This is a genomic window from Seleniivibrio woodruffii (assembly GCF_004339245.1).
Taxonomy (GTDB): Bacteria; Chrysiogenota; Deferribacteres; order Deferribacterales; family Geovibrionaceae; genus Seleniivibrio; species Seleniivibrio woodruffii.
This window is the reverse complement of the sequence record NZ_SMGG01000005.1, coordinates 1-23,978: the sequence shown is the minus strand read 5'-3', so window position 1 is coordinate 23,978 and position 23,978 is coordinate 1. Positions and strand designations below refer to the sequence as shown.

Below are 23,978 nucleotides of genomic sequence, written 5' to 3'. Positions count from 1 at the left end.
AATTGGAGTAAGATGCCGATTAATTAATTTCATGCGATATGACTTTTCGAAAAATTGAAACGGGGGAGAGAATGAAGATTCTTGTGACCGCAAAACTGCCCTATGATGTGCTGAAACATCTTGAGGGGCATGAAGTTGACTACAACAACACCGATGATCCGCTGACACCCGCAGAGCTTGCCGAAAGGGCGAAGGATGCGGACGCTGTCATTTCAATGCTCAGCGACAAAATCACCGCCGATTTTATGAAAGGATGCCCGAACCTGAAGGTTGTGGCGAACTATGCGGTTGGCTATAACAACATAGACGTTGCGGCGGCAAAAGAACTGGGAATAACCGTCTGCAACACACCGGACGTGCTCACTCAGGCCACTGCGGAGCTTGGCTTTTCGCTGATGATGGCCGCCGGAAGGCGCATAGTGGAATCGGACAAATTCACCCGTGACAGAAAGTTCAGGGGCTGGAAATCCGACATGATGCTGGGGGTTGATTTCTACGGAAAGACCATAGGCATATTCGGTTTCGGACGCATCGGGCAGGCTGTTGCCAGAATGGCCGCCGGATTCAACATGAAGATACTCTATCACTCACGTTCTAAGAAATACTCTGCGGAAATGGCTATGAACGCCTCATTCGTGGACTTTGAAAAACTGCTGAGAAAATCCGACTTCATAATCATAACAGCCCCCGCAAATGAAGGCACAAAGCATAAATTCACAATGGATGCCTTTAAACAGATGAAGCCCACCTCGGTTCTGGTGAACATCGGCAGAGGGGAGATAGTTAAGGAGTCCGATCTGGCGGATGCTCTGGAGCAGAAGCTGATATTTGCCGCCGGACTGGATGTTTACGAGTTCGAGCCCGTCATCGAGGAGCGTCTTTTCGCTCTGGACAACGTGGTGCTCGCTCCCCACATCGGCAGCGGCACAACAGACACCAGAGCGGCAATGGGTGCACTCTGCTGCGATAGCGTTCTCTCTGTTTTTGCAGGCAAAACGCCTAACAACGCCCTTTAAATTCTGAACACGGAAACTGCTTTTTTCAGCTCCGTCACAACGCTGTTAAGTTCTGCGGCGGAGCTGTTTATCTCTTCCAGATCATCAGTATTCTTATGCGCTATCTCGTTTATGTTACCAACTTTGCAGGTTATTTCCTCGCTGGTTGCGGCCTGCTCTTCGGCGGCCGAGGCTATCCTGCCTATCATATCCGATGTGACGTTCGTATGTTCGTTTATCCTGCTTATGCTAGCGCCGATAACAACGGCTATATCTTTGCCTTTCTCAGACTTTCTTGTCGTTTCGGTAAAGTTCTCAACTATGCCCTGCATCTCGCCCTGAAGAGCGGCTATCATGCTGTCTATCTCTTTGGTTGAGCTTTGGGTCTTTTCCGCCAGCTTCCGCACCTCGTCCGCCACCACTGCGAAACCTCTGCCGTGTTCTCCGGCTCTTGCGGCCTCAATTGCGGCGTTCAGCGCCAGCAGGTTGGTCTGGTCGGCGATATCGTTTATAACGCTGCTGATTGAGCCGATTGCCTCTGCGGACTGCTGAAGATTCTCTATGAATTTTTTGTTCTGCTCAACGCTTGCGGCTATCTGCTCGATCTGCGCCACTGTTGTGTCGACGGATTTTCTGCTGTCGGAGGTTATGTTAAGCGTGTCGGTGGATTTCTGCGATGTCTCCACTGCGCTTTCGGCTATCTGGGTTATGCTGAGGTTCATCTCGTTCAGCGACTGCATCAGCATCTCTATCTCCTGCCCCTGCGAGCTTATCCCGCCGTATATCTCCTGAACACTGGTTTTAAGTCTCCTGCCGGAACCTGTTATAACCTCCACCTGGCTCATGATGTCCGAGAGTGCGGCACGGGTGGTGTCTATAAAGTTATTGAAATGGTTCGCTATTTTTCCGAACTCGTCCCCTGAGTTGATGTCAACTTTCGAGCGCAGGTCAAGCCCTTCTGACGACATGCTCTCCAGACGGCTTATTATCGACCGTGCATTTTTTATTATGGGATTCAGAAGCAGAACCAGAGCGGCTGTCGATATCAGAAAAAGCAGCCCGCCCCTCCAGAGTGCTCCGAGAATGGCGGAGTTGACTTCGCTCTTTATTTCCGCAAGGGAGTAGTCCACACATATTACAGTCTGATACCCGCCTATGCTGCCCAGAGGCAGAAAGACTGAGCGGAATGTGCCCCAGTCATCGGTAAATTCGTCATACTGAGGTTTTCCGGTTTTAATGGCTTCCGCAACCTTGGGGCTTGCGTCCTCATATGCGCTCATGTATGCGCTGAAATCCTTGCTTGCATATTCTTCCGGCGTTGCGGCATCGGCTGTGAAAAAGAGTTTTCCGTCCTTTTCTATAACAGCGTAGAGATATTCCACCCCCGTACCTTTAACAGGTTCAGAGAGAGTTTCCATAAGCTCGGCATATTCTGCCTCTGTGGGCGGCGTCTTGGCCGTTTTTTCATGCCATTCCCTCAGAAACGGGGTGACAGAATACGCAGAGGAGATGAGTATTCCGTCTATTCTGCTGTAAACCGCATCCCTTTTGATGTCCGATGCGTAGATAACGTAGATTGAAATAATGATGATATTGACTGCGGTGACTGCGGCGAGAAGTTTTGTTCTGATGTTCATTTTGTTAAAGCTCCAGAGGAGTAAAATAATATTCAGATAGATATTATCATATTTTTATAAGTTTTTGACAAAAGATGGTGTGAATTTGAACATAAGGGTGCACTTTTTTTAGTGCACCCTTTGAAAGGAGGCTTGTTATCAGTCGAGAGCGGGTTTCAGCGTAAGGTCAGTGGGAGCGGGGAGGATCGGGTAAACAACCTTGGGCTGTTTTCCGGTCAGAGTTTTCAGGAACGCTTCAACCTTCTCAATGTCAGTTGTGGAAAGTTTGGAACCGAGCTGTGCCACGTTCATTATGGAGATGGCCTCTTTCAGGCTGTAAACCGAGCCTGAGTGGAAATAGGGGCCTGTCAGCTCTATGTTTCTCAGTGTGGGAGATTTGAAAGAGAACTCGTCAGCTTTTGCGTTTGTCACTGCAAAGCGGCCTTTGTCGCCTTTCATGATGCTGTCGGCGGGTCTTTCAACAACGCCCATTGTGTAGTAGTCGTCGCCGCCTACGTTAACGCCTGAGTGGCATCCCGCACAACCGTTGTCGATAAAGAGTTTGAGACCTTCGGATTCAACTTTGGTAAGTGCTTTTGTGTTGCCTTTCAGGTACTGGTCAAATTTTGAATCGGGAGTGATGAGCGTTGCTTCGAAAACTTCGATGGCTTTAGCCATGTTGTCGAAAGTAACGGGGTCTTTCTCGCCGGGGAAGGATTTTTTGAACAGGTCAACGTATTCGGGCATGCTTTTCAGAGTAATTACCACGTTTGCGGGTGTGTTGTTCATTTCAACACCTGCCTGAACGGGGCCTTTAGCCTGCTCTGCAAGGTCTTTTGCTCTGCCGTCCCAGAACTGGGCAACGTTGAACACAGAGTTCAGAACTGTGGGGGCGTTTCTGGGACCCTGTTTCCAGCCGTGGCCGGTTGAAGTGGGTTGATAGTCAACACCGCCCATACCTACGTTGTGGCAGGAGTTGCAGCTTATGAATCCGCTTTTTGAGATTCTGGGCTCAAAAAAGAGCATTTTGCCCAGCTCAACCTTTTCGGGTGTTGCGGGGTTGCCTTTAATGGCGGGAGCCTTTGCAGGAATGGGTTTGAAAAGAGACTGTGCCTCTTTCTGAAGGGCGTCTGCGCTTGCTGTTCCGAATGTCAGAAACAGAGCGAAAAATGAAGCGACTGCGAGTAAATCAGCCCATTTACTCTTGTGTAATACTTTCATGATCCACCTCTTTATTTTCTAACGAATAATAAAAATTATCGTTGAGTAATATTTCCACTTTCAAGCAGAGATGTCAAGACGAAAAATATTATCGTTTAATACGGTTTATAATTCTCCGAATTTAAAGTTCTGATGCACTGAAATAAACGTGCAGAAATTTTTTTTTATCAGTGAAGTTGTTGATAGATAAGTTTATATGCTTTGATAAGTGTTGAATTATGGATGCAGTGTGTCGGTATTTGTTTGCTGATAATGGTTTGCAGAATATCGTTGGTTTTCGTCATACGGAGCTTTACGATGAGTTTCGGTGTTAGAGATTCTTCACTTCGTTCAGAATGACAGGTGTCCATGCCAAAACGGCTGGTTGTCACTCTGAGCATTGCGAAGAGTCTCATTTTGTTTTTCACGAAAAAAAAGGCTCCCCTTTAAAAGAGGAGCCTGAGAGAAATCTGTTATACGAAGGACTGAACCAGAGAGGAAATATCCTTCAGTTCGGTATGTTTGCTTATTTCTGGGTGCCTGTCCTCATATGGTGCACGCTCGTATTGAGAGTAGATTCCGATGGAGAGTTTCTCCTGATCCGTGGCGAGGGCTATCGCCTCGTCGTGGGAGGGTATTTTGTCCATCCTGGTCACTCTGGCGTCGTAGTATTCATACTTATATTCGCCGCCGAAGGTCACGCAGGGCTGGAAAACGTCTATGAGGGCAAAGCCTTTATGGTTTATTCCCTGCATGATGAGGTCGGTGAGGTGCTCCGATTCGCCGGAATAGCCTCTGGCAACAAAGGTAGCCCCTGCGGCCATGGCAAGGATCAGCGGGTTAAGCGTTGCGTCCACAACTCCGAAGGGGGTGGATTTGGTGACAGTTCCTTCTGGAGACGTGGGTGCGGCCTGTCCTGTGGTGAGGCCGTATACCTTGTTGTGGTGGACTATGTATGTGACGTTTATGTTGCGTCTGATGGCATGGATGAGGTGTCCCAGACCCATTCCGTATCCGTCGCCGTCGCCGCCGTTAACCAGAACTGTCATTTCGGGGTTGGCCAGCTTTATTCCCGTTGCTACGGGCATTGTTCTGCCGTGCAGTGTTTGCAGGGCGTAGCTTCGGACATAGTTGACCATTTTTCCGGAGCATCCTATGCCAGAAACCAGAGCGAGCTTATGGGGTTCTATCTCAAGGGTTGAGAGTGCCTTTTTAATGCTGTTCCAGATGGCGAAGTTTCCGCATCCGGGGCACCAGTTGGGGACTTTTCCGGTGTTGTATTCTACAGGTTTCATTTAAGCGCCTCCCCTACGTATTCGAGCACTTCTTCGGTGAAGAAGGGGCGACCGTCATATTTAAGACAGGTCTTCTGAATGTATATTCCCGTGTTTTCGGCTATGAGCGCACGAAGCTGTGCGGTTCTGTTGTTTTCGAAGGCAACAAGGTTTCTGCCTGCGAACAGCGGCTTTATCTTTTCCCAGTTGAGCGGATGCACGGAGGGGAAATAGATGAAGTTGAACCTGTCGTCATGCTTCATTGCTTCAAGCAGTATCTGCTTCATGGAACCGAAGCAGACGAAGGTCAGTTTCGCATCCTCTTTGCCTATCAGATATGGATGGGGCATCTCAGCCGCAATGAACGGCTCCTTTCTGAAGCGTCTGTCGGTCTGGTATACCCTGTTGTCGGCGGCATCCGTTACGAATCCGAACTTGTCGTGTTCGTTGCTGCCAGCCACAAAGAGTCCGCCGGGTGTGCCGGGGATGCTTCTGGTGGGAACGCCGTTCTCAGTCTCCTCATATCTTTTGAAATGCTCGTTGGGTTTTTCGGGATTGCCTTTAAAGATAAGCCCTCTGTCCATGGTTCCGTAGTCGGAGGACATTTTGTCCGTCATGAAGTGGGATTCGGACAGGAATTTGTCCAGAAGTACTATGACGGGTATCTGATATTTATCTGCAAGGTTGAAAGCGTCCACTGTAAATTTGTATGCCTCTTCAAGGTCGGCGGGCGAATAGATAGCTCTTACGAATTCGCCCTGTGATGCATGGAGCGCATACTGCAGGTCGGCCTGCTCTGTCCATGTGGGCATGCCCGTTGCGGGGCCGGGTCTCTGGGAGAGTGCGACAACGAGGGGAATCTCGGTTATGGCCGCCAGACCGAAGCCTTCGTTCATCAGGGCGAAACCGCCGCCGGATGTTCCTGTCATGGCTCTTGCGCCCGCATGGGATGCGCCTATGGCCATAAGGATACCGGCTATCTCGTCCTCTGCGTGCTTAACGGTTATATGATAGTTGCGGGCTTCCTTTGCCAGATAATGCAGGATGGATGATGCTGGCGTCATGGGGTAGGTGCTGAAAAATGACACCCCCGCACGGATCGCTCCGATGCATACGGCCTCGTTTCCCGTCATAACCGCCATGCTTTTGCAGGCTCCGTTCTTTGCAGTTTCAAGCTGGATTTTGCATGAGCAGGCATCAAAGCCCGCCTGAGCCGCATCGACGTTGGGTTTGGATATCTTGCCGGGGTAGCTTGCCGCAACAATTTCCGTCATAACCTCACGGGGCAGACCCAGCGCCGCAACAGAGGCACCCAGTGCCGCAGTGTTTCGCATGATATCTTTTCCGTTCAGGTCTTCCACAATCTTTTTAAGGGGCACGTTGCACTTGATGCCCTTTATGCCGTCAGCCTTTTTCAGGTTGTCGAAATCGCCTATTACGATGGTGTCGTCATCAAAAGTTTCCCGCTCAAAGCAGACATCGTCCAGAGCGATGTACAGGTCGATACGCTTTTTCGGAGCTGTTACGGGGGTTCTTCCGAACACCATCTGATAGCTGTTGTATCCGCCTCTGATGAGTGAGGGATATTCCAGATATCCGTGAATGAAGTAGCCGCAGTCCTTAAGGATCTTTGCGAAAACAGGCCCTAGCGTGGTTATGCCGAAACCGGCGGGGCCGCCCACTTTCCATACAAAAGTTTTTTCCATATCATTCCTCTGATCGGTAGAGGTCGTCTTCGCCGAAAACGGTGGCCTCAAACCTGAATATAGCTGTCTCTTTGTCTTTATAGGCATCCTTCGGCAGTCCGGCTTTTACGCAGGTCTGCTCAAGGAAGGTTTCTCTGTCCCAGTAGTGCTCCTTTGCCACCTGCGGCAGAAGCACGCCGCCGTTTGCTCCCCTTATGATATAAAGTCCGTCCCTGCCCACGGTTATCTCTTCTGCATTTGCAGGCAACATCGGGGAGAGCACCGATATCTCAACGTCGCACATCATGAACTCATCACGGGAGACGGGGCCGAAGCGCGGATCGGAAAACGCCGCCTGACAGGCCATGTCCATGACGTTGTCGACGATATTTATGTCTTCACGGAAGTTGCCTATGCACCCCCACAGACGTTTGCGCAGATGGAGTGTCACAAAACACCCGCTTTTAAAGTTCAGCTCGGCGGGGATTTTCCCTATGTCCGGCAAAGTGTCGAATAATCTGCTTTTAATACTGTTTCGTGCCGCTTTCAGCAGAAACATTTTCGCTTCCCTGCTCAGTTTTGAACTCATAAAACACCGCAAAATAAATAATTAGTGGGTAAGGTACGGGCTTTTCAGGATTCCGGCAGACCCCTCTGCCTTATACACAAATTAAAACGGCAAGAACCGCCTTTGTCAACGCTAAGAAATGGTAAATCAGGAGAACATTACCGAGCGCATTGAAATACTGGCGTTCTGGAAAATTTCACAAGGGAAGCTGACCCTGTCGTTCTTGTCCCGCAGTCCGCATGCCATTATAAAGGGTATGTAGTGGTCTCTGGTGGGCACTGCAAATTTTGCACATTCGCCGTATTGGGCAATGTCGCATATTCTTGACGACAGTCCCGACATTATTGCGCCTTTGATGGCGGTGTCAAACTCCGTTGCTCTGGGCAGAGGTTTTGCGTCCATGTTGTAAAAATCAGCATTGCGCAGGTTGTGGACTATGTTTCCGCTGCCGATGAACAGAACCCCATCCTCACGCAGAGGTTTCAGCTTTGCGGAGGTTTCCAGAAGTGTCTGATATTCCGCCGCCATGTCGGAGCTTATATAGAAAACCGGAATGTCCGCTTCAGGGTACATATGCATCAGAACGCTCCATGCGGCATGGTCGTTGCCCCATGAGCTGTCGCATTTTCCGCCCAGCAGTTCCGCAGCCTTTTTTCCGTAGGCCGATGCTCCTGCAGGATTATAGGTCACCTGATAAAGCTCATCGGGAAAGCCGAAAAAGTCGTATATCTGTTTGGCACGGTCGGCACAGTGCACTTTTATTCCCTGCGTCTGCCAGTGGGCTGAGAAAATCCCTATGGCCTTGGGTTTCGGCAGTGTTTTTCCCAACTCTTTCAGACTTCCGGTAAATTCGTTATCCAGCGTTATGTTCATTGGGGAGCCGTGTCCCACGAAAAGTACGGGTGTTTTCATTTTTTAAGTACCGCCACCAGCATAAAATCCTCTTCGATGTCAAATCCTTTGCCCTTGAAGTCGCCGAAGAACTCAATATAGCTGAATCCTGCGGCCAGGGCACCGTCCAGAACCTCTCTGGGGGTGAGGGGATACAGGGTCACGGATGATGTTTTCGTGTCCCTTCCGTTCTTCAGCGTGCCTTTAAAGGTTATATGGTTTTTGACGTATTCGTAGTGTCTTTTGAAAATATAGTGTTTGGTCTTGATTTCCGGAAGCTGCGAAGGTTTGTGCATCAGAATTTTATAGTAATTAAGAATCTGAATGACAGCCGCTCCGCCGGGTTTTAGGGTGTCGTGGAATCCGCCGAGGATGCTTTCGGCGTGGGTGTAGTTTTTGCAATGGGCGAGGGTGTTGCCTGTGCAGGCGATTACATCGAAAACAGGCTGAAAAGGCAGGCTGGTCATGTCGCCCACGGCAGTATACTCGTGGAAATGCACAAGTCCCGGCACATATTCCAGACCGAAAGCGCTGTAACCGCACCGGAGATACCTTTTGACGTATTGTCCGGTTGCGCTGCCCACATCAAGAATATTCCCTCCGTGGGGGGCGAAGCTCTTTACCATTGAGGCTGTGTCGGGAGAGTAGGGGAAAATTTCATCATAGGCTGCCGAGAGCATTCTGTAGAAATCCATCTTTCTGACCTCAATAAGTTCTGAATAGGTTAACGAGCCGATCCGTTGATTTCGAATCGGCCCGCTACTATTTTATCGCACTATTTTCGGTGAGTTTCAATTGAGATATGTCAAATTTTTAATTTTCAGATGTCAAGCATCGTGGAAAAGTTGATATCCACTGCGAAAACACCCCTTAAAGTTCCTTCGGGAGATTTCACTGGGACTGAAACGGTGAAGCAGAAACTGTTTGACGCTACCGAGCGGTATATGTCGCTGATATATGTTTCTCCCGTGTTGGCCGGAATGCTGAACCAGTCCCTTCTGCCCCAGTCGGAACCCACTGCGGAGCGGTCGTTGGAATCCTTAACGGCTTTATTCCAGACGTTGGGCGAAATCTGCCTTCCTCTGCTGTCGGTGACATAGGCAAGCTCTATGAAGCTGTTGCGTGAGATGAAACCGTTCAGGAAATTTTCCATGGCGTATCCGTCCATGGACTGTATCTCTCTTGCCGCCGCCGCTGTTTCAGCTGTCTGTGCGGATTTTTCGTGTGTTTTAAGCCTGAATTTGCCCACAGCCATCAAAAGATCGTCGCAACCGCCGTTTATGGTGTTTACGATATCCTCCAGACGGGATGCCAGACCGGACTGCTCATCAGCCTGCACTGCAATCTGCTCAATGGAATCCGCAACACTGCGTACGGTCTCCTCCTGCTCCTTGCCTGCCAAAGCTATCATGTTCAGCCTTTCATCCAGCTTTTCTATGCTCAGGTTAACGCTTTCCAGAAGCACCACGGCTTCACAGCTGATGTCGGCGCTCTCGTCCACTGACTTGAGAACGTCGTTCACGGACTTGCTGGAGGACATTATGCTGTAGCGGATGCTGTTCAGAATGTTCTCCACCCCGTCAGTGGCCTCCATGGACTGCTCTGCCAGCTTGCGCACCTCGGTTGCCACAACCGCAAAGCCTCTGCCCATCTCTCCTGCTCTTGCCGCCTCTATTGAAGCATTAAGGGAGAGGAGGTTTGTCTGGTCAGCTATTTTTTTGATCATCTCCATGATGGAACCGATGCTTTTGGAGTATTCCTCCATTGAACGCATCTGGTTCTGAAGTTCGGTGACCTGCTTTTTAACCTCCTGCATGGTGTCCGAAGAGCTTTTGCTCTTCTGCATTGCGGCATCTGCGGATTTTATTATTGTTGATGAAAATTCTGATGCCTCCACAGTGCTTCCTGTGACATTCTCAACGGTTGCCGAGAGCTGTCGTGATGCGGCGGCAATCTGCATTGCCTGTTCCGCCTGAGCAACCGATGCACCTTTCAGTGTGTGTGCGGCAGATTCCAGAAGAGGTGCGGTTTTCGACAGCTTTACCGAGGCGGAGGAGATGTCGAAGACCGAGGTCTGTATCCTCTCAAAAAGACGGTTCAGCGCATCGCCGGTTTTGGAGCATAGACTGTTGCCGGAATTTTCGAAACGGAGATTGAGATTCAGTCCGCTGTTAATCATTTTGTCGAGCTTTGTAAATAAATTATTGAAATAATTGTTAGACGTTCCCCACATATTCGTCCTCCTGCTTTTGGTAGGTTTTGCAATGATTGTGCCAAAAAAGAGCCGGATTGTTTTATTTGTTACAATGGGGCGTATCCCTGTACTGGATTGATTTTTGAAGCCGCAAAGACTTATTGTTAAACGATAAACATTTTCCGGCTATCCAATTTTTAATCAGCAGTGACTATATTATGGTCATTGGATAAACCCATTGCGGATATCATTACTGTAAATCAGCAATCTGTTCGGTGTATGTTAAAATTATGCGCCGCTATAATTTTTTTTAATGACGATTTTTCATGAATAAAACATCTTTTCTTTCATGCCTCTTCGGAAGATATTGAGCATGCATATTTTTTTCATTCCGTTGCATTGTTTGTGAAAGCGAAGGGGGATTTCATAAAGAAGTTATTAATTAAGAAAAAACTTTTGCTTGCGGAAACAGATACAGTCTTTATAATTCTAATTGAAGCTACACAACAATGACGGGCAAAGCCCGCTATGAGGTTATGATGCACAGTCAAGCTATGTACTGCGTTGGAGACATTTTCAGGGTTTTTGACAGAGGACTGCAGAAAGAGAAACTCGTTGTCCTCGCCAGATTCATCATCGAAAAGGAACACTTCACGCTCCTGAGCCTTTCAACTTTCGAGCGCTGGACAGACAGAGAGCTGGCCTATGTTAACCAGTTCGAAAAGACAAGACTCTCCAGAGAGGAGATCCTGTACCTTTCCGGTGAAGATTCGCTGACATATGTCGGCAACATAAACATGATCGCGGCAGATCTTGCTGCGTTCATAAACGACAAGTTCACGAAGACGAGAACCGTTTAATACGCTCTCACTGCCGTTTTGTGCGGCATTGATATAACTTCTCTGCACCGCTGCGGACGACTCACTCCCGTCCGTTTTCCGGTGCAGAGGGGTTTTGTACGAAAAATGCCGCTATCTCTGCGGGATTTGAAAAAATACCGGCCGCACCGTCAAACTCTTCCCTCTCTCCGAAACCGTAAGTTACCCCGTAACCCTTTATCCCGTTTGCCAGAGCACCTTTGATGTCGTAAATTCTGTCGCCTATCATGACTGTTTTTCCGGTATCCAGCCCTTCGGTGTTCAGCAGGTGGGCTATCAGCATATCCTTTTCCACATGCTTTCCGTCCAGTGCGCTTCCGTATATCTGCTTAAAGAACGGGCTGAGGCCGAACCTGTCGGCTATCCTGTCTGCAAATACTTTCGGTTTGGATGTGCAGATGAAAAGTGTGTGTCCGGCGGCGGTGATCGCCTCAAGAGCGTCTGTTATGCCTTCATACACGGTGTTCTCGAAGAGACCGATCGTTGAGAACCGCTCACGGTAGATGCATACACCGTTTTCAGCCTCTGCCTTGTCGGTGGTGTTCAGAAGTTCTGCGAACGCCTGCCAGAGGGGAGGGCCGATATATTTTTTAAGCTGCTCACGGGGCGGGCAGGGGACGTTCAGCCTGTTCAATGCGTATTCAATGCATCCGGTGATGCCTTCGGACGGGTCTGTCAGTGTTCCGTCCAGATCGAAAAGTATGTTCAGTTTCATAGGTCTTTTATACATTAACAGACGGATGTGACAAGGAAATTGTTGGCGTTTCATGAAAAAAAGCGAGATAATGTTTGAAAAATGAAACAAAGAAAAGACTTGTTTTATTATTTCAGGGGTGTATCATTAAATCAGGCGTAAGCCCTGAATTGAGCAGCAGGGTTTACGTTTTAATCTCACACAGTCCCCTTATGTTGATGGCCGTCAGAGCAGGCGGCCATTCCATATTTTCGTCTTTTATAGTCTGCGCATTTCTTCGTTGTCCTTCAAAAAATTATCCTCACATACTTCTATGTATGCTCGTCAATTTTTTATCGTCCGCCTTGAACTGCTTGACTCTAAAAAACGAATGGGAATATGTATCCGTCACTGCGAAGGCTTTAGCCCGTGGCAGTCTTCCGTGTATAGATAAACCGCCACTTAAGATAGCTCTGTAGTTGGAAGATTGCTTCACTCTTGCAGAGTTTGCAATGACGTAAAATCCCCGTCACTGCGAACGCAGTCTTCCGGCGTAAGCCTCAGGATGACGGCAAAAGTAATTATTGTCATTCTGAACCCGTAGGGTGAAGAATCTCTCTTCTGTTTGAGACTCTTCGCTGCGCTCAGAGTGACGTTGTTTGTACGGTTAACGTCATTCTATTCGGCAATTAATAATAACTAGTGAGTGTAACGAAGAATCTCATTCTTGAACTGTTTATGAATGGTCTTCCAGAACCCTGATGATTATCGATTCCCTGCCGCCTTTGGCATAATAGATCTCGTCCGTGATACGTCGTGATATCTTTATGCCTTTGCCGTCGCTCTTCTCTTTGTCATACATCCATGTTTTGAGGATATGGGGGTTGAATCCCGTGCCCTCGTCTTCGATACGGATTACTATGGCGGTCTTGTCCCAGAGGTGTTGAATGCCTATTGTGGTCTTTATCTTCTTTTCCGATGATGCGGCGGCTATGTAATCGTCATAAACGCCCTGATTTATCATCTGATATTTCTGTCTGTTGTCCAGCTCCAGAACAGAGTGCTCAAAGGAGTTCATCACCATCTCGGTGAATGCCAGCGTGAGCATGTTCATGGTTTCAAAGTCGCTCTGCATCTCTGTGAAACAGGTTTCCGCCCATTCAATGGATCTGCCGACATTTTTGAGGCTGGATTCGAACTCAAATACACGCTCATCCTTAAGTTTCTCATCAATCTTAAGGATGTGGATGCACGATATATCGTCCTCAGGAGTGGCCATCTGGCTGCCGACGTATTTGTGGAAGTCGGTCTTCATTGCCGATGCTTTAAAACCGTCGGTGACCTTGTCCACCATGGTTTCGCCCTCGTGGCTTCTGCATTCGTAAAGCCCGTCGGTTATGACCATTATGCCCAACACGTCCCTTATGTCGGTTTCGTCCGTGCAGAAATCCGTCATATATTTCGTCAGGGGCGGGTTGTTGCATTTGATTATCTCAACGTTGCCGTCTCTGTCCTTCACATAGACAGGAGGGGAGCTGAAGCTGGCTATCTCCATCTTCTCTTTGGCAAAGTCTATTTTCAGGAATGTTATTGAGAGTATCTCGTCATCCAGAAGGATGCTTCTTATGTAGTTATTGAATATTTTTACCGAGTTTCTTAAAGGCCCCACCACCACAGACATTTCAGTGTCTATGATGTGATTCATGTAGGCGGAGGTCAGGATCGATGTTACCGATGCCGAAAGCCCTTTGCCCATTGAATCCGCAAGGAATATGAACAGCGAACCGTCATCCAGCCTTCTGATTGAGTATATATCGCCGCTGAGGATATCCAGCGGTTTGTAGAAGATGTTCAGATAAACGCTGTATTCGTCGCCGTAGCAGTTCTTAAGTCCGAATTTTTCGAGGAACAGATCGTTCTGGATAAGGCTAAGTTCTTTTTTGAATGCGTTAAGTTCCTGCTGGGAGTGGTATTTCTCCTGATATTTCAGCAGTTCCAGTTCCTGACGCAGGTTTGTTTCGTGCAGTCTCTGGTTTACGAACGACTGCATTGATTTCTCAATGGCCTGTGTCAGCTTTTTAGTGTCTATAGGTTTTGAGAGGAACTGGGTGACGTTGTTATTTATCGCCTCAACCAGAGCGTCCTTCTCTGTGTATGCAGTTACAAGGATGATAGGCACGTCGGCATTGATCCTGCGGATCTCTTTGATCATGTCGATGCCGTCCATGAAACCCATTCTGTTGTCGGTTATGACCAGATCGGGCTTCTGGGCGATGAACATTTCCAGACCTTCTGTGCCGTCGGATGCTTTTAAAACGGATTTGAACCTGCGGGCGAGTTTTGCGCCCAGGTATTCCAGTGCCAGCGGTTCATCATCCACACATAGAACCGTCAGCTCCCGCATCAGGTCGGTCATAATGCTGATTTCGTTCATATCTATCCGTAATAAGACATTTTTATTTTGATGAAATCTTATCAATTTCAGTTTATAATTACAAATGAAAAAAAGAAAAAGTGATAACCGCTGCCGGGGAATATGATGATTGTTGAATTTCCTGAACCAAATGTTATGCGCCTCGGAGGCGATGTCAAAACAATTGAGAACTATGTCGAGCTGAAACGAAGGCTCACGGAATTTATAGCATCCGGAGAAAAGGAGCTGACAATCGAAATAACCGATTCGATGTCGATAAACTCCTCTATCATAGGCTTCTTTACAAAAATTATACACAGGGACGGAATATCTTTGTCGCTGAAGGTGCACGATAAAAAACTGTACAGCCTGCTCTGCGACCTGAATCTGATCAAGTTTTTCAACGTTCGTCAATTTTAGGAATACTGAAATATTGATGCATTTTTTTTCTGTCTGTGATTATTTTGGTCAGTTTAATATTGTATTTGTCGGTAATTTGGGCTAAATCGGAACATATATGAAAAGCAGAAACATTATGATTGTGGAATCCAAAAAGGATGCCACCGGAAATCTTGAAAAAGCCCTGAAAGGACTGATGTACGGCGTCCGTGTTATAGGTCTGCGTTCTTCCGATATCGCAGAAGAGGTTAAGGCCTATATGCCTGATGCACTCATAGTCGATATGACTGTGAACGCCGACAGAAACGTTATAGCCAAAGTCTCCCTGATTCAGACAGAGCTCTCTGTTCCCGTGATCTATTTCACAGAAGCCATCAACAGCAGAACCCTCTATCAGACCATGAAGACCAACCACTACGGCTACATCTACACACCGTTTGACGAAGGCACCCTGCAAACGACAATTGAGCTGGCACTGCACAAATTCCGTAACGATACCTCTGTTAAAGAGAGCGAGCTGAAATATCGCGAGCTTTTCAACAACATGTCCAGCGGTGTCGCCATCTACGACCTGATAGAGTTCGGCAGCAAATATATCTTCACCGATGTGAACAACGCCGCCTGCACTCTGCTGAAAAGGGACAGAACCGACCTTGTGTCCCGCCCAATGACGGCCGTTTACAAAAACGCAAAGGAATACGGCTTTCTGGAGGCACTGAGGCAGGTTCAGGAGACAGGACAGCCCCTTAAAAACGAAAAAATGTACTACGAGGACGATGTTATCAGAGGCTGGTTCAACAGCTATCTCTACAGACTTCCGTCCGGCAGTATAGTCCACATCTTCCACAATATAACAGATCAGCTTGAAGCTGAGAAACAGCTGATAGCAAAACAGAAAGAGCTTGAGTTGGTGAATATTGAGCTGGCGAAGGCTGTGGCCGAAGAGACGGACAAGAGAAGAAAGAACGAACAGATAATTTTCGAGCAGTCACGCTTCATGGCCATGGGGCAGATGATAAGCGCCATAGCCCACCAGTGGCGGCAGCCCCTTTCGGCTCTGGGAATTAACATTGAAGACCTTGAAGACGCATACAACGCAGGCGAACTGGACGAGCAATACATTAAAGAGCTGACGGTGGACTCCATGGCTCTCATAAAGACCATCTCAAAGACAATGGACGATTTGAGCAGTTTCTTCCGCTCCGGACAGGAGGAGGAGATTTTCTCCGTGTTCAGGGTGCTCGGCGAGGTTATCACCCTGCAAAGCGCAAGAATGAAGAACAGCGGGGTTTCTCTGGCTTTCAGCTGTTTTGCAGGCGCAAGGAACCTTCATGCGGACGAGAACAATATTCAGCAGGTGCTTGAAAGCAACGATTTTATAAGACTCAGGGGTGTTCCGGCGGAGTTCAAGCAGGTGATAATCAACATTCTGAACAATGCTGTGGATGCCATCATAGAGAAGGAGTCCGGCGACGGAAGAGTCTCCCTTAAGGTTGAAGAGGCCGGAGACAGGCTTAATCTATACATCACCGACAACGGATGCGGAATCAGCGGTGATATTGCGGAACGGATGTTCGATCCGTATTTCACAACCAAAGCCGGCGGTTCGGGCATCGGACTTTATATGTCGAAGGTTATTGTTGAGGAGCATATGAACGGCAGACTGACAGCCGCTTCAATGCCCGTCGGCACCGTTATGACCATCAGCCTGCCTTATCTTTGATATTTTTATAGTTTCAGCATCATTGCGGGGGCTTTATGCCTGTGGCTGTTGCAAAACAAGTTGAGATTGCCACACCTGCTGCGCAGGTTCGCAATGACGTAAATATATCCCGTCTCTGCGAACGCAGTGAAGCAGTCTTCCAAATCCAGACAGCCCGCCGCTTTGGCAGGTTCGCAATGACGCAATATCCAGTTGCCTTTTAAGACGCTATGTCTTCCAGAACCCTGAGAATCTCCGGCAGAAGCTGTTTCTTACGTGAAAGCACGCCGGGCAGAGAGAATCTTCTCGGTGCTATGTGTTTGTATGCCAGCAGTTTTTCGGCGGCCTCGTAGCCGCTGGTCAGAAGCACCGATTCCTCTTTGATGATGTCTGTCACCAGAAGCATGCACCAGTTCAGCCCCTTCTCGTTCTTGAGCTCGTCGATTACCTTCAGGAGTGATTCCTGCGCATCCGCAAGCTCTTCGAGGTTCACAACCTCCACCTGACCGATGCCCAGAGTTATTCCGTATTCGCTGAATATCTTGAAGTCTGTGTTCAGGACATCTCTGGGGTCTCTTGCCTTTAGGCTGTCGGTGGACGAGAACATCTCAACCCCGTATGCCGTGTAGTCAAGTCCGGCTACCTCCGCCAGTTCTTTAACAGCCTGCTCGTCCTGAGAGGTGGTTGTGGGTGATTTCAGAATTACGGTGTCGGAGAGGATTCCCGACAGCAGAATTGCCGCAGTGATCCTGTCGACCTCCTGTCCGTTTATTCTGAAAAGCTGATATACCAGTGTGCAGGTGCTGCCCACGGGTTTTGCGAAAAAATGTATGGGTGTTTTTGTTTTTATTGTGCCAAGTTTGTGGTGGTCGACTATTTCAACGATTTTTGCGGATTCCGCACCGTCAACCGCCTGTGTCAGCTCGTTGTGGTCCATCAGAATAAGCTCTTTCTGAGCTTTTTTTATGATGTCCGAGCGGGTGAAAATGCCTATCAGTCTGCCGTCACTGGTTACGGGGAGGCCTTTGTGGTCAACACTCATAAGAACGTTGCTTGCCGCCTCCAGATAGTCCTCGGCGGAAAGCTCGGGGATGTCGGCTTTCATGAAGGCTTTTGCGGGTATGCTGAGCTGAAGGTTGCGCAGGGTCTCCGCTGTGTCCAGCTCGGAAACGTAAACCCAGCCTTTGTAGCCGGAAAAGTCGAAATCCATATCGCTCTCGCCCCTTATTCCTGTAAGGACGATTGCGGGCAGATCGTTGCTGATGGCGTATTCCACTATGTCACGTCGCTTGCCCACAATGAGCAGGGTGCGTGATTTGTCAACGTTCTCCATGCGCTCAACGAACCTGTCGTAGGGCATCGCACCTATCATGAATCCCGCTTCGAGCTCCTCTTTTTCGCCCCTGATGTGGGTGTATCCTTTAACTGATTTTTCGAAGTTCGAGCCTCTGAAAAGATAGACCGGACGCTGTGACGGGTCTTCGGGTGTGAAGAAATGTGCAATTTCGAGGATGCTGATGACTCCGCAGAGTTTTACGCCGCCGGTGGTCACAGGCGTTATGCGGATCTTCAGTTCATCAATATTGCGCAGAACTCCCTTTATGGGGTCGTTTTCGTCGATTGCTATAACCTTGTGTGTCATAACGTCTTTAACTTTCGGGTATACGTCGCCTATGAACTTAGGAACTTCAGCACCGAAACGCTCGAAGATGAATCTGGTCTGTTTGTTCAGGTTTCCGCAGCGTGCGGGGGTATATCGGAACCCGTCGTTCAGACGGTTTTTAAGCTGTGCATAGCCGTATGCGGAACAGACGGAGTCGCTGTCGGGGTTTTTGTGGCCGACGATAATAACTTCTGACATGTTGACCTCGTGAAGATGCCGGAATACTGATTTGGTGTGGTTTTATAGGTTGAATATTACAGGTTGTCAAGGGCTGTGCGCAATCAAATTGTGTTAATGGCGTGCTTCAGAAGCATATTTATCCGTGTGTCCACCTTGTTTTCCGAACCGAGATCTATGAAAGCTGTTTTAGTCGTTGACTTTTTCGCCTCTTTTTTCAATACCGCAAGGGTGTTGCTGAGGTCGTCGGAGGTGTAGTCCCTTTTGCCTTCGGGAAGCCTTATTATGGCTGCGCTGACAGACAGCAGAGGGAACAGGCGCTCGTTTCCGTCCCTGTCCTTTCCGGCATAGCTTTTTGCCGACACCTCTTCTGGGTCATAGAAGCTGGCGGCGGCATCGGTGAAGTCGTGTATGACGGTGTTTATGACAGCCATGACGTTTACTCCGCTCTCCGGATCATCCGCTCTGAAGGAGACTCCGCAGAAGAAATCATCCCCGCCGATGTGTCCGATGAACGAACCCGATTCGGTTATGCGCTCCCGCATTATTTCGGTGAACAGCATTATGGCTCTGTCGCCCTGACGGAAGCCGAAACGGTCGTTGAAGGGTTTGAAGTTGTCGAAATCGAAGTATATGAAGACATATGAACTGTCCTCGTCCCTGTATGCCTTGTTCAGATAGTTGTTGATAAGGCTGTTGCCGGGCAGTTTGGTCAGCGGATTCATGTCTCTGGCAAAGGCGAGGTTCTTTTCGTTCAGGGTGTTAAGCAGTGACTGGGCGGTCATGAAACCGTGATATTTCAGGTCTTTTGTGATGATGATGCCTTCGGATTCGGGGTTGGCAACGTATATCTCCAGCATCTGCTCAAGGGGGATGGTTATCTCTATGATGGGGCATTTTTTCATGAATTTTTTGATGGACGGCGTGTGGCTCTTGTTGAAGAGCAGTTCTTTTCCGTATGGCTTATAGAGGTACTGTTTCAGATCTGTTTCGCTGATTATTCCCACGGGTATCAGGTTTGCGTCGACCACGGGGACAAAGTTCAGGTCGGGCTTAAGGCTTATCTTGTGCAGAAGCTCCTCAACGGAACCGCCTATGTCTATGGGGTCGATGTATACCATCTCGTTGCTCACCAGATGGGCATCCTGTGTGTTCAGTCGTCTGTTTCCGGCGAAAAGTGCCTCAATGTGGCTGTACAGCTGGAGCATGTCGTCGGTGTTCAGTGACGGGCGGGCGACGTAGTAACCCTGAATGAGGTCAACCCCCATATCCCGGCATGAGAGGAACTCCCGTTCGGTCTCTATGCCTTCGGCTATGATGCTGATTCCGAAGAAATGTGCAAGATTTATTATATGTGAGCAGAACTTGCGCTTGCGCACGTCCTTGTGGATGTCGGAGATGAGGAACCTGTCCAGCTTTATGTAGTCCGGTTCGCTGAAATAGAACAGCTCGAAGTTTGCGAATCCGGAACCGAAATCGTCAATGGCTATGCGGCAGCCGGATGTCTTTGCGCTGTTCAGCAGGCAGTTCATGTGTTTGTCGTTTATCTTGTGCCTTTCGCTTATCTCGAAACAGAAGACTCCGGGATCAAGCCCGATATCCTGCATAAGGCGGCCGGAAACTCCGGGTTTGTAGTCCTCCATGTCGGTGATGCGCACGTCGAAGTTGTAGAAAAGCTTGATCTTTTTGTGGTGGTGGATGCGGGTGAATTTCTCAACTGCCCTGCGCCTCAGCTCTATGTCAAGAGGAAGGAGCACGCCGTCGGAAAACGCCGTGTCGAACAGGTCGAAGATGCTTTCAAACCCGGCCTTGTCCCATCCCCGCAGAAGTGCCTCCACGGCGAACAGTCTGCCGCTGAGGGGATTGATTATGGGCTGAAATGCATGTTCGAGATGTAAAAGTCTTTTCTGCCAGATGGAGGGCAGTTCCAGTGTCTTTAACATACTGCCATAAATAGTGGGAAAATGTTATGTAATTGTCAGATGTTGTTAAATAAATTATAAAGTCTTGAATCTGGTTTCCAGAGTCCTGTATCGGTGGTCGAATATTTCGTCCAGCTTTTTTGCCACATAGCCGCCCAGAACAGGCTGAGTGATGGTTGAGAGGGGCAGGATGTAATGCACCATATCCGTCATGAGAACTCCGTCTGCGGTATCTTCGAAGTGGTGTTCGTGGTGCCACATGGCATAAGGACCTTTGCGCTGTTCATCCACAAAGAAAAAAGGCTCCCTGACATGGGTTATCTCGGTGACCCACCACAGCGGAAGCCCCATCATGGGCGTCACGTTGTACTGAATTATAAGCCCTTCATACATCTTTGCGGGCGGTTCTGACATAACTTTAAACCCCAGCCATTCGGGAGTGATATCCGCCAGATTCATAGGGGATGAGAAGAAATTCCATGCCTCAATAATGGATATGGGGAGCAGTTGTGTCCTTGTTAAGCGGTGAGCCTTCAAATTATCCTCTTAAAATTTCATAAAACTTATCTTATTCATTTGCGTCTTCTGATAATGATAGTAAAATTATATATACTTTCGGAAAATAAACAAGGAGACGAAGATGAACAGAGAGCAATTCAGAAGTCATTTTGAGTTTGGCGGAAAGATATATGCCTATTACGACCTTAAGAAAGTTCGTGATGCCGGAGTTGCCGACATCGCTAAACTTCCATTCTCCATAAGAGTTTTACTTGAAAACCTCGTAAGAAATTTCGATGGAAAGGTAGTTAAGGAGGACGCTGTTAAGGAGCTTGGCCAGTGGAAAAAGTCCTATGCAGTGCCCTATGAAATACCTTATCACCCTGCAAGGGTGATTATGCAGGACTACACAGGCGTTCCCGGCGTGGTGGATCTCGCCGCCATGCGTGACGCTCTGGTGGAAAAGGGCAAAGACGCCTCTTTCATCAACCCTCTTGTTCCCGTTGACCTCATTGTCGATCACTCCGTTCAGGTGGATTATTACGGAACGGCGGATGCACTGGATAAGAACGTTAAGCTGGAGTATGAGCGCAACGGCGAACGCTATGCTTTTCTTAAGTGGGCTCAGGCCAGCTTTAACAACATGCGCATCGTTCCCCCGAAATCAGGCATCTGCCATCAGGTGAACCTTGAATACCTCGGTCAGGTGGTTCTGAAAGGTGAAGTCCACGGCGAAATGACGGCCTACTGCGACACCCTCGTGGGCACGGATTCACACACAACCATGATCAACGCCATCGGCGTTATGGGCTGGGGCGTGGGCGGAATCGAGGCGGAAGCGGTCATGCTCGGTCAGCCCTATTATATGCCTATTCCCGAAGTTATCGGTCTGAGACTCACAGGCAAAATAGCAGAGGGAATCACCGGAACAGACGTTGTTCTTTCAATCACAGAGCTTCTGCGCAAGGCGAAAGTTGTTGAGAAGTTTGTTGAGGTGTACGGCCCCGGTCTTAAATCACTCACTCTGCCCGACAGAGCAACCATTTCCAACATGTCTCCCGAGTTCGGCTCAACCATGGGCTTCTTCGCAGTGGACGACGAGACCCTGCGCTATCTGCGCAACACAAACAGAGCCGACGTTGCGGACTTTGTTGAAAACTATACGAAAGCAAACCTGCTGTTTAACGACTATTCGCAGGAACCCGAATACACTCAGGTGCTTGAGCTTGACCTCTCAACCGTCAAAAAATGCATCGCAGGTCCCAAAAAGCCCCATCAGCACGTTCCGCTGGATGCAGTTAAGGAAACGGTGGCCAAAGAGGTTGCCGCTCCCAGAACCGTCGAAGTTGAACTGGACGGCAAAAAAGTCACCCTCAGAGAGAGCGACGTTGTTATCGCCGCCATCACATCCTGCACCAACACATCAAACCCCTATGTTATGATAGGCGCAGGTCTGGTTGCCAAAAAGGCAGTTGAACTGGGGCTTACCATCAAGCCATATGTGAAGACCAGCCTTGCCCCCGGTTCTCAGGTGGTGACAGACTATCTGCGTGAGGCGGGTGTGGATGTGTACTTCGATAAGCTCGGCTTCAACCTCGCCGCATACGGCTGTACAACCTGTATCGGTAACGCAGGTCCCCTTAGACCCGAACTTGAAAAGGCAGTTAAAGAGAATAAACTGAACGTTGCGTCCGTTCTTTCGGGCAACAGAAACTTCGAGGCGAGGATACATCCTCAGGTTCGCCAGAACTATCTGGCCTCACCCATGCTCGTCGTGGTCTACGCACTGGCCGGAACAATGGACATCGACCTCTATAAAGATCCCATCGGAAAGTCAAAAGACGGCAAAGACGTTTTCATGAAGGATGTTTTCCCCTCTAACGATGAAATATGGGCGCTGGTCAACAAGTGCGTCAGCAACGAGCAGTACAAAAAACGCTACAGCGAAATTCTGGACGGAGACGAGAACTGGAGAGCACTCCCCACAGTCAAAGGCAGCATCTATGACTGGGAGGCAAAATCAACTTACATCAGAAGACCTCCGTTCTTCGAGAATTTCAGCCTGACACCAGTTGCACCCACAGATATCAAGGGCGCAAAGCCCCTGTGCCTGCTGGGCGACACCATCACCACCGACCACATCTCACCCGCCGGCTCCATCCCTGCGGACTACCCTGCGGGCAGATATCTTCAGGAGAACGGAGTAAAACCCGTTGACTTCAACTCCTACGGCGCAAGACGCGGAAACCATGAGGTGATGATGCGTGGAACACTGGCCAACGTCAGGATCGCAAATAAACTTGCAGAACCCAAAGAGGGCGGCTTCACCAAGCACATGCCTGACGGCGAAGATATGTATATCTATGACGCCGCAATGAAATATATCAAAGAGGGCGTACCCACGGTTATTCTGGGCGGCAAGGAATACGGTTCCGGTTCATCCCGTGACTGGGCGGCGAAGGGTACGGTTCTTCTCGGCGTAAAAGCTGTTATAACAGAGAGCTTTGAGCGTATCCACAGAAGCAACCTTGCGGGAATGGGCGTTCTGCCTCTGGTGTTCAAGAACGGCGAAAGCTGGAAATCGCTGGGACTGGACGGCACGGAAACATATGATATCGTGGGTGTGGACAAGGTATCACCCAGATGCACCCTCGCTGTTACGGCTAAAAAGCCCGACGGCAAAGAGATAAAGTTTGATGTCATGTGCAGACTGGATACCGAGATCGAGATCGAATACTTTAAGCATGGAGGCATATTGCCTTATGTGCTGAGGAATATGGCTAAGTAAGCAGGGCGGGGTTTTTAACCCCGCCTTTTTTTTGCTTTTTATAACGCTTCGCATTTCTTCGTTGTCCTCATAAAAATTATCCTCACGTATTTCAATATACGCTCGTCAATTTTTCATCGTCCGCCTTGAACTGCTCGGTTCTAAAAAGCAAATGTGGTTTCCCGTCACTGCGAACGAAGTGAAGCAGTCTTCCACGTGTGGAAAACCGGAATGTAAATCCCCCTTAGTCCCCCTTTATTAAAGGGGGAAATACGAAACTCCCGAGTGTAGAACTTACCAAAGCGGCGGGTTATATGAAATTGGAAGACTGCCACGGGCTAAAGCCCTCGCAGTGACGTAAAATATTGGTCACTCTATTCGGCAACTATCACAAGGTAAGCCACGTCACTCTGAGGCATAGCCGAAGAGTCTCAAACGCAGAGATTCTTCACCCTGCGGGTTC

General features: G+C 48.8%; 18 protein-coding genes. 5 read left to right on the top strand and 13 right to left on the bottom strand.

Going from position 1 to position 23,978, the window contains the following annotated elements:
* Positions 1–71 precede the first annotated feature (71 nt).
* The gene (locus C8D98_RS09740) at positions 72–1,016 is read left to right on the top strand and encodes a 2-hydroxyacid dehydrogenase (RefSeq protein WP_132873964.1); all 945 of its coding nucleotides are present in this window, start codon (positions 72–74) and stop codon (positions 1,014–1,016) included.
* Here C8D98_RS09740 and C8D98_RS09735 read toward each other — a convergent pair.
* The 8 genes from C8D98_RS09735 to C8D98_RS09700 all read right to left on the bottom strand — a co-directional run bounded on the left by C8D98_RS09735 (position 1,013) and on the right by C8D98_RS09700 (position 10,408).
* The gene (locus C8D98_RS09735) at positions 1,013–2,632 is read right to left on the bottom strand and encodes a methyl-accepting chemotaxis protein (RefSeq protein WP_132873963.1); all 1,620 of its coding nucleotides are present in this window, start codon (positions 2,630–2,632) and stop codon (positions 1,013–1,015) included. The two genes, C8D98_RS09740 and C8D98_RS09735, sit on opposite strands and share 4 nt — an antisense overlap.
* Before the next feature lie 138 nt (positions 2,633–2,770).
* The gene (locus C8D98_RS09730; RefSeq protein WP_132873962.1) at positions 2,771–3,832 is read right to left on the bottom strand and encodes a cytochrome-c peroxidase; all 1,062 of its coding nucleotides are present in this window, start codon (positions 3,830–3,832) and stop codon (positions 2,771–2,773) included.
* Positions 3,833–4,284: 452 nt separating this feature from the next.
* Positions 4,285–5,106, bottom strand: a complete 822-nt coding sequence (locus C8D98_RS09725) for a thiamine pyrophosphate-dependent enzyme (RefSeq protein WP_132873961.1) — start codon at positions 5,104–5,106, stop codon at positions 4,285–4,287.
* Positions 5,103–6,791, bottom strand: a complete 1,689-nt coding sequence (locus C8D98_RS09720) for a 2-oxoacid:acceptor oxidoreductase subunit alpha (RefSeq protein ID WP_132873960.1) — start codon at positions 6,789–6,791, stop codon at positions 5,103–5,105. The genes C8D98_RS09725 and C8D98_RS09720 overlap by 4 nt, the downstream gene beginning before the upstream one ends.
* A gap of 1 nt (position 6,792) precedes the next feature.
* Positions 6,793–7,359 (bottom strand): AmmeMemoRadiSam system protein A, encoded by a 567-nt coding sequence (amrA, locus tag C8D98_RS09715; protein WP_132873959.1) that lies wholly within the window; start codon positions 7,357–7,359, stop codon positions 6,793–6,795.
* A gap of 126 nt (positions 7,360–7,485) precedes the next feature.
* Entirely contained in the window at positions 7,486–8,250 is a 765-nt protein-coding gene (locus C8D98_RS09710) for a dioxygenase family protein (protein WP_132873958.1), read from the bottom strand.
* On the bottom strand, positions 8,247–8,924 hold the full coding sequence (locus C8D98_RS09705) for a class I SAM-dependent methyltransferase (protein ID WP_132873957.1): 678 nt from the start codon (positions 8,922–8,924) through the stop codon (positions 8,247–8,249). Before C8D98_RS09705 ends, C8D98_RS09710 begins: the two co-directional genes overlap by 4 nt.
* Before the next feature lie 125 nt (positions 8,925–9,049).
* The gene (locus tag C8D98_RS09700) at positions 9,050–10,408 is read right to left on the bottom strand and encodes a methyl-accepting chemotaxis protein (protein WP_165871273.1); all 1,359 of its coding nucleotides are present in this window, start codon (positions 10,406–10,408) and stop codon (positions 9,050–9,052) included.
* A gap of 554 nt (positions 10,409–10,962) precedes the next feature.
* On the opposite strand from C8D98_RS09700, the gene C8D98_RS09695 reads away from it, so the two are divergent.
* Entirely contained in the window at positions 10,963–11,283 is a 321-nt protein-coding gene (locus C8D98_RS09695; protein ID WP_165871272.1) for a hypothetical protein, read from the top strand.
* 61 nt (positions 11,284–11,344) lie between these two features.
* Here C8D98_RS09695 and C8D98_RS09690 read toward each other — a convergent pair whose 3' ends face one another.
* Both C8D98_RS09690 and C8D98_RS09685 read right to left on the bottom strand, forming a co-directional pair.
* A complete protein-coding gene (locus tag C8D98_RS09690; protein ID WP_132873954.1) occupies positions 11,345–12,016 on the bottom strand; it encodes an HAD hydrolase-like protein in 672 nt (223 codons plus the stop codon).
* A gap of 694 nt (positions 12,017–12,710) precedes the next feature.
* Positions 12,711–14,408, bottom strand: coding sequence for a response regulator (locus tag C8D98_RS09685; RefSeq protein ID WP_132873953.1), 1,698 nt, complete (start codon positions 14,406–14,408; stop codon positions 12,711–12,713).
* A 105-nt stretch (positions 14,409–14,513) separates the two neighbouring features.
* Here C8D98_RS09685 and C8D98_RS09680 point away from each other — a divergent pair, with 105 nt between their 5' ends.
* Entirely contained in the window at positions 14,514–14,807 is a 294-nt protein-coding gene (locus tag C8D98_RS09680; protein WP_132873952.1) for a hypothetical protein, read from the top strand.
* A 97-nt stretch (positions 14,808–14,904) separates the two neighbouring features.
* Positions 14,905–16,509: an ATP-binding protein gene (locus tag C8D98_RS09675; RefSeq protein ID WP_132873951.1), complete on the top strand. Its 1,605-nt coding sequence runs from the start codon at positions 14,905–14,907 to the stop codon at positions 16,507–16,509.
* Between the two features lie 199 nt (positions 16,510–16,708).
* On the opposite strand, the gene C8D98_RS09670 is transcribed toward C8D98_RS09675, so the two are convergent.
* The 3 genes from C8D98_RS09670 to C8D98_RS09660 form a co-directional block, all read right to left on the bottom strand.
* On the bottom strand, positions 16,709–18,349 hold the full coding sequence (locus C8D98_RS09670; protein ID WP_132873950.1) for a putative manganese-dependent inorganic diphosphatase: 1,641 nt from the start codon (positions 18,347–18,349) through the stop codon (positions 16,709–16,711).
* A gap of 83 nt (positions 18,350–18,432) precedes the next feature.
* On the bottom strand, positions 18,433–20,271 hold the full coding sequence (locus tag C8D98_RS09665) for a GGDEF domain-containing protein (RefSeq protein ID WP_132873949.1): 1,839 nt from the start codon (positions 20,269–20,271) through the stop codon (positions 18,433–18,435).
* A 54-nt stretch (positions 20,272–20,325) separates the two neighbouring features.
* A complete protein-coding gene (locus C8D98_RS09660; protein ID WP_132873948.1) occupies positions 20,326–20,787 on the bottom strand; it encodes an SRPBCC family protein in 462 nt (153 codons plus the stop codon).
* Between the two features lie 103 nt (positions 20,788–20,890).
* On the opposite strand from C8D98_RS09660, the gene acnA reads away from it, so the two are divergent.
* Positions 20,891–23,536 (top strand): aconitate hydratase AcnA, encoded by a 2,646-nt coding sequence (gene acnA, locus C8D98_RS09655; protein WP_132873947.1) that lies wholly within the window; start codon positions 20,891–20,893, stop codon positions 23,534–23,536.
* The last annotated feature ends 442 nt before the right edge of the window (positions 23,537–23,978 follow it).

What these genes read in the sequence shown, in the direction of transcription:
- C8D98_RS09740 (WP_132873964.1), top strand. Translation starts at nt 72, where the DNA reads ATGAAGATTCTTGTGACCGCAAAACTGCCCTATGATGTGCTGAAACAT.
- C8D98_RS09735 (WP_132873963.1), bottom strand. Translation starts at nt 2,632, where the DNA reads ATGAACATCAGAACAAAACTTCTCGCCGCAGTCACCGCAGTCAATATC.
- C8D98_RS09730 (WP_132873962.1), bottom strand. Translation starts at nt 3,832, where the DNA reads ATGAAAGTATTACACAAGAGTAAATGGGCTGATTTACTCGCAGTCGCT.
- C8D98_RS09725 (WP_132873961.1), bottom strand. Translation starts at nt 5,106, where the DNA reads ATGAAACCTGTAGAATACAACACCGGAAAAGTCCCCAACTGGTGCCCC.
- C8D98_RS09720 (WP_132873960.1), bottom strand. Translation starts at nt 6,791, where the DNA reads ATGGAAAAAACTTTTGTATGGAAAGTGGGCGGCCCCGCCGGTTTCGGC.
- amrA (WP_132873959.1), bottom strand. Translation starts at nt 7,359, where the DNA reads ATGAGTTCAAAACTGAGCAGGGAAGCGAAAATGTTTCTGCTGAAAGCG.
- C8D98_RS09710 (WP_132873958.1), bottom strand. Translation starts at nt 8,250, where the DNA reads ATGAAAACACCCGTACTTTTCGTGGGACACGGCTCCCCAATGAACATA.
- C8D98_RS09705 (WP_132873957.1), bottom strand. Translation starts at nt 8,924, where the DNA reads ATGGATTTCTACAGAATGCTCTCGGCAGCCTATGATGAAATTTTCCCC.
- C8D98_RS09700 (WP_165871273.1), bottom strand. Translation starts at nt 10,408, where the DNA reads ATGATTAACAGCGGACTGAATCTCAATCTCCGTTTCGAAAATTCCGGC.
- C8D98_RS09695 (WP_165871272.1), top strand. Translation starts at nt 10,963, where the DNA reads ATGCACAGTCAAGCTATGTACTGCGTTGGAGACATTTTCAGGGTTTTT.
- C8D98_RS09690 (WP_132873954.1), bottom strand. Translation starts at nt 12,016, where the DNA reads ATGAAACTGAACATACTTTTCGATCTGGACGGAACACTGACAGACCCG.
- C8D98_RS09685 (WP_132873953.1), bottom strand. Translation starts at nt 14,408, where the DNA reads ATGAACGAAATCAGCATTATGACCGACCTGATGCGGGAGCTGACGGTT.
- C8D98_RS09680 (WP_132873952.1), top strand. Translation starts at nt 14,514, where the DNA reads ATGATTGTTGAATTTCCTGAACCAAATGTTATGCGCCTCGGAGGCGAT.
- C8D98_RS09675 (WP_132873951.1), top strand. Translation starts at nt 14,905, where the DNA reads ATGAAAAGCAGAAACATTATGATTGTGGAATCCAAAAAGGATGCCACC.
- C8D98_RS09670 (WP_132873950.1), bottom strand. Translation starts at nt 18,349, where the DNA reads ATGTCAGAAGTTATTATCGTCGGCCACAAAAACCCCGACAGCGACTCC.
- C8D98_RS09665 (WP_132873949.1), bottom strand. Translation starts at nt 20,271, where the DNA reads ATGTTAAAGACACTGGAACTGCCCTCCATCTGGCAGAAAAGACTTTTA.
- acnA (WP_132873947.1), top strand. Translation starts at nt 20,891, where the DNA reads ATGAACAGAGAGCAATTCAGAAGTCATTTTGAGTTTGGCGGAAAGATA.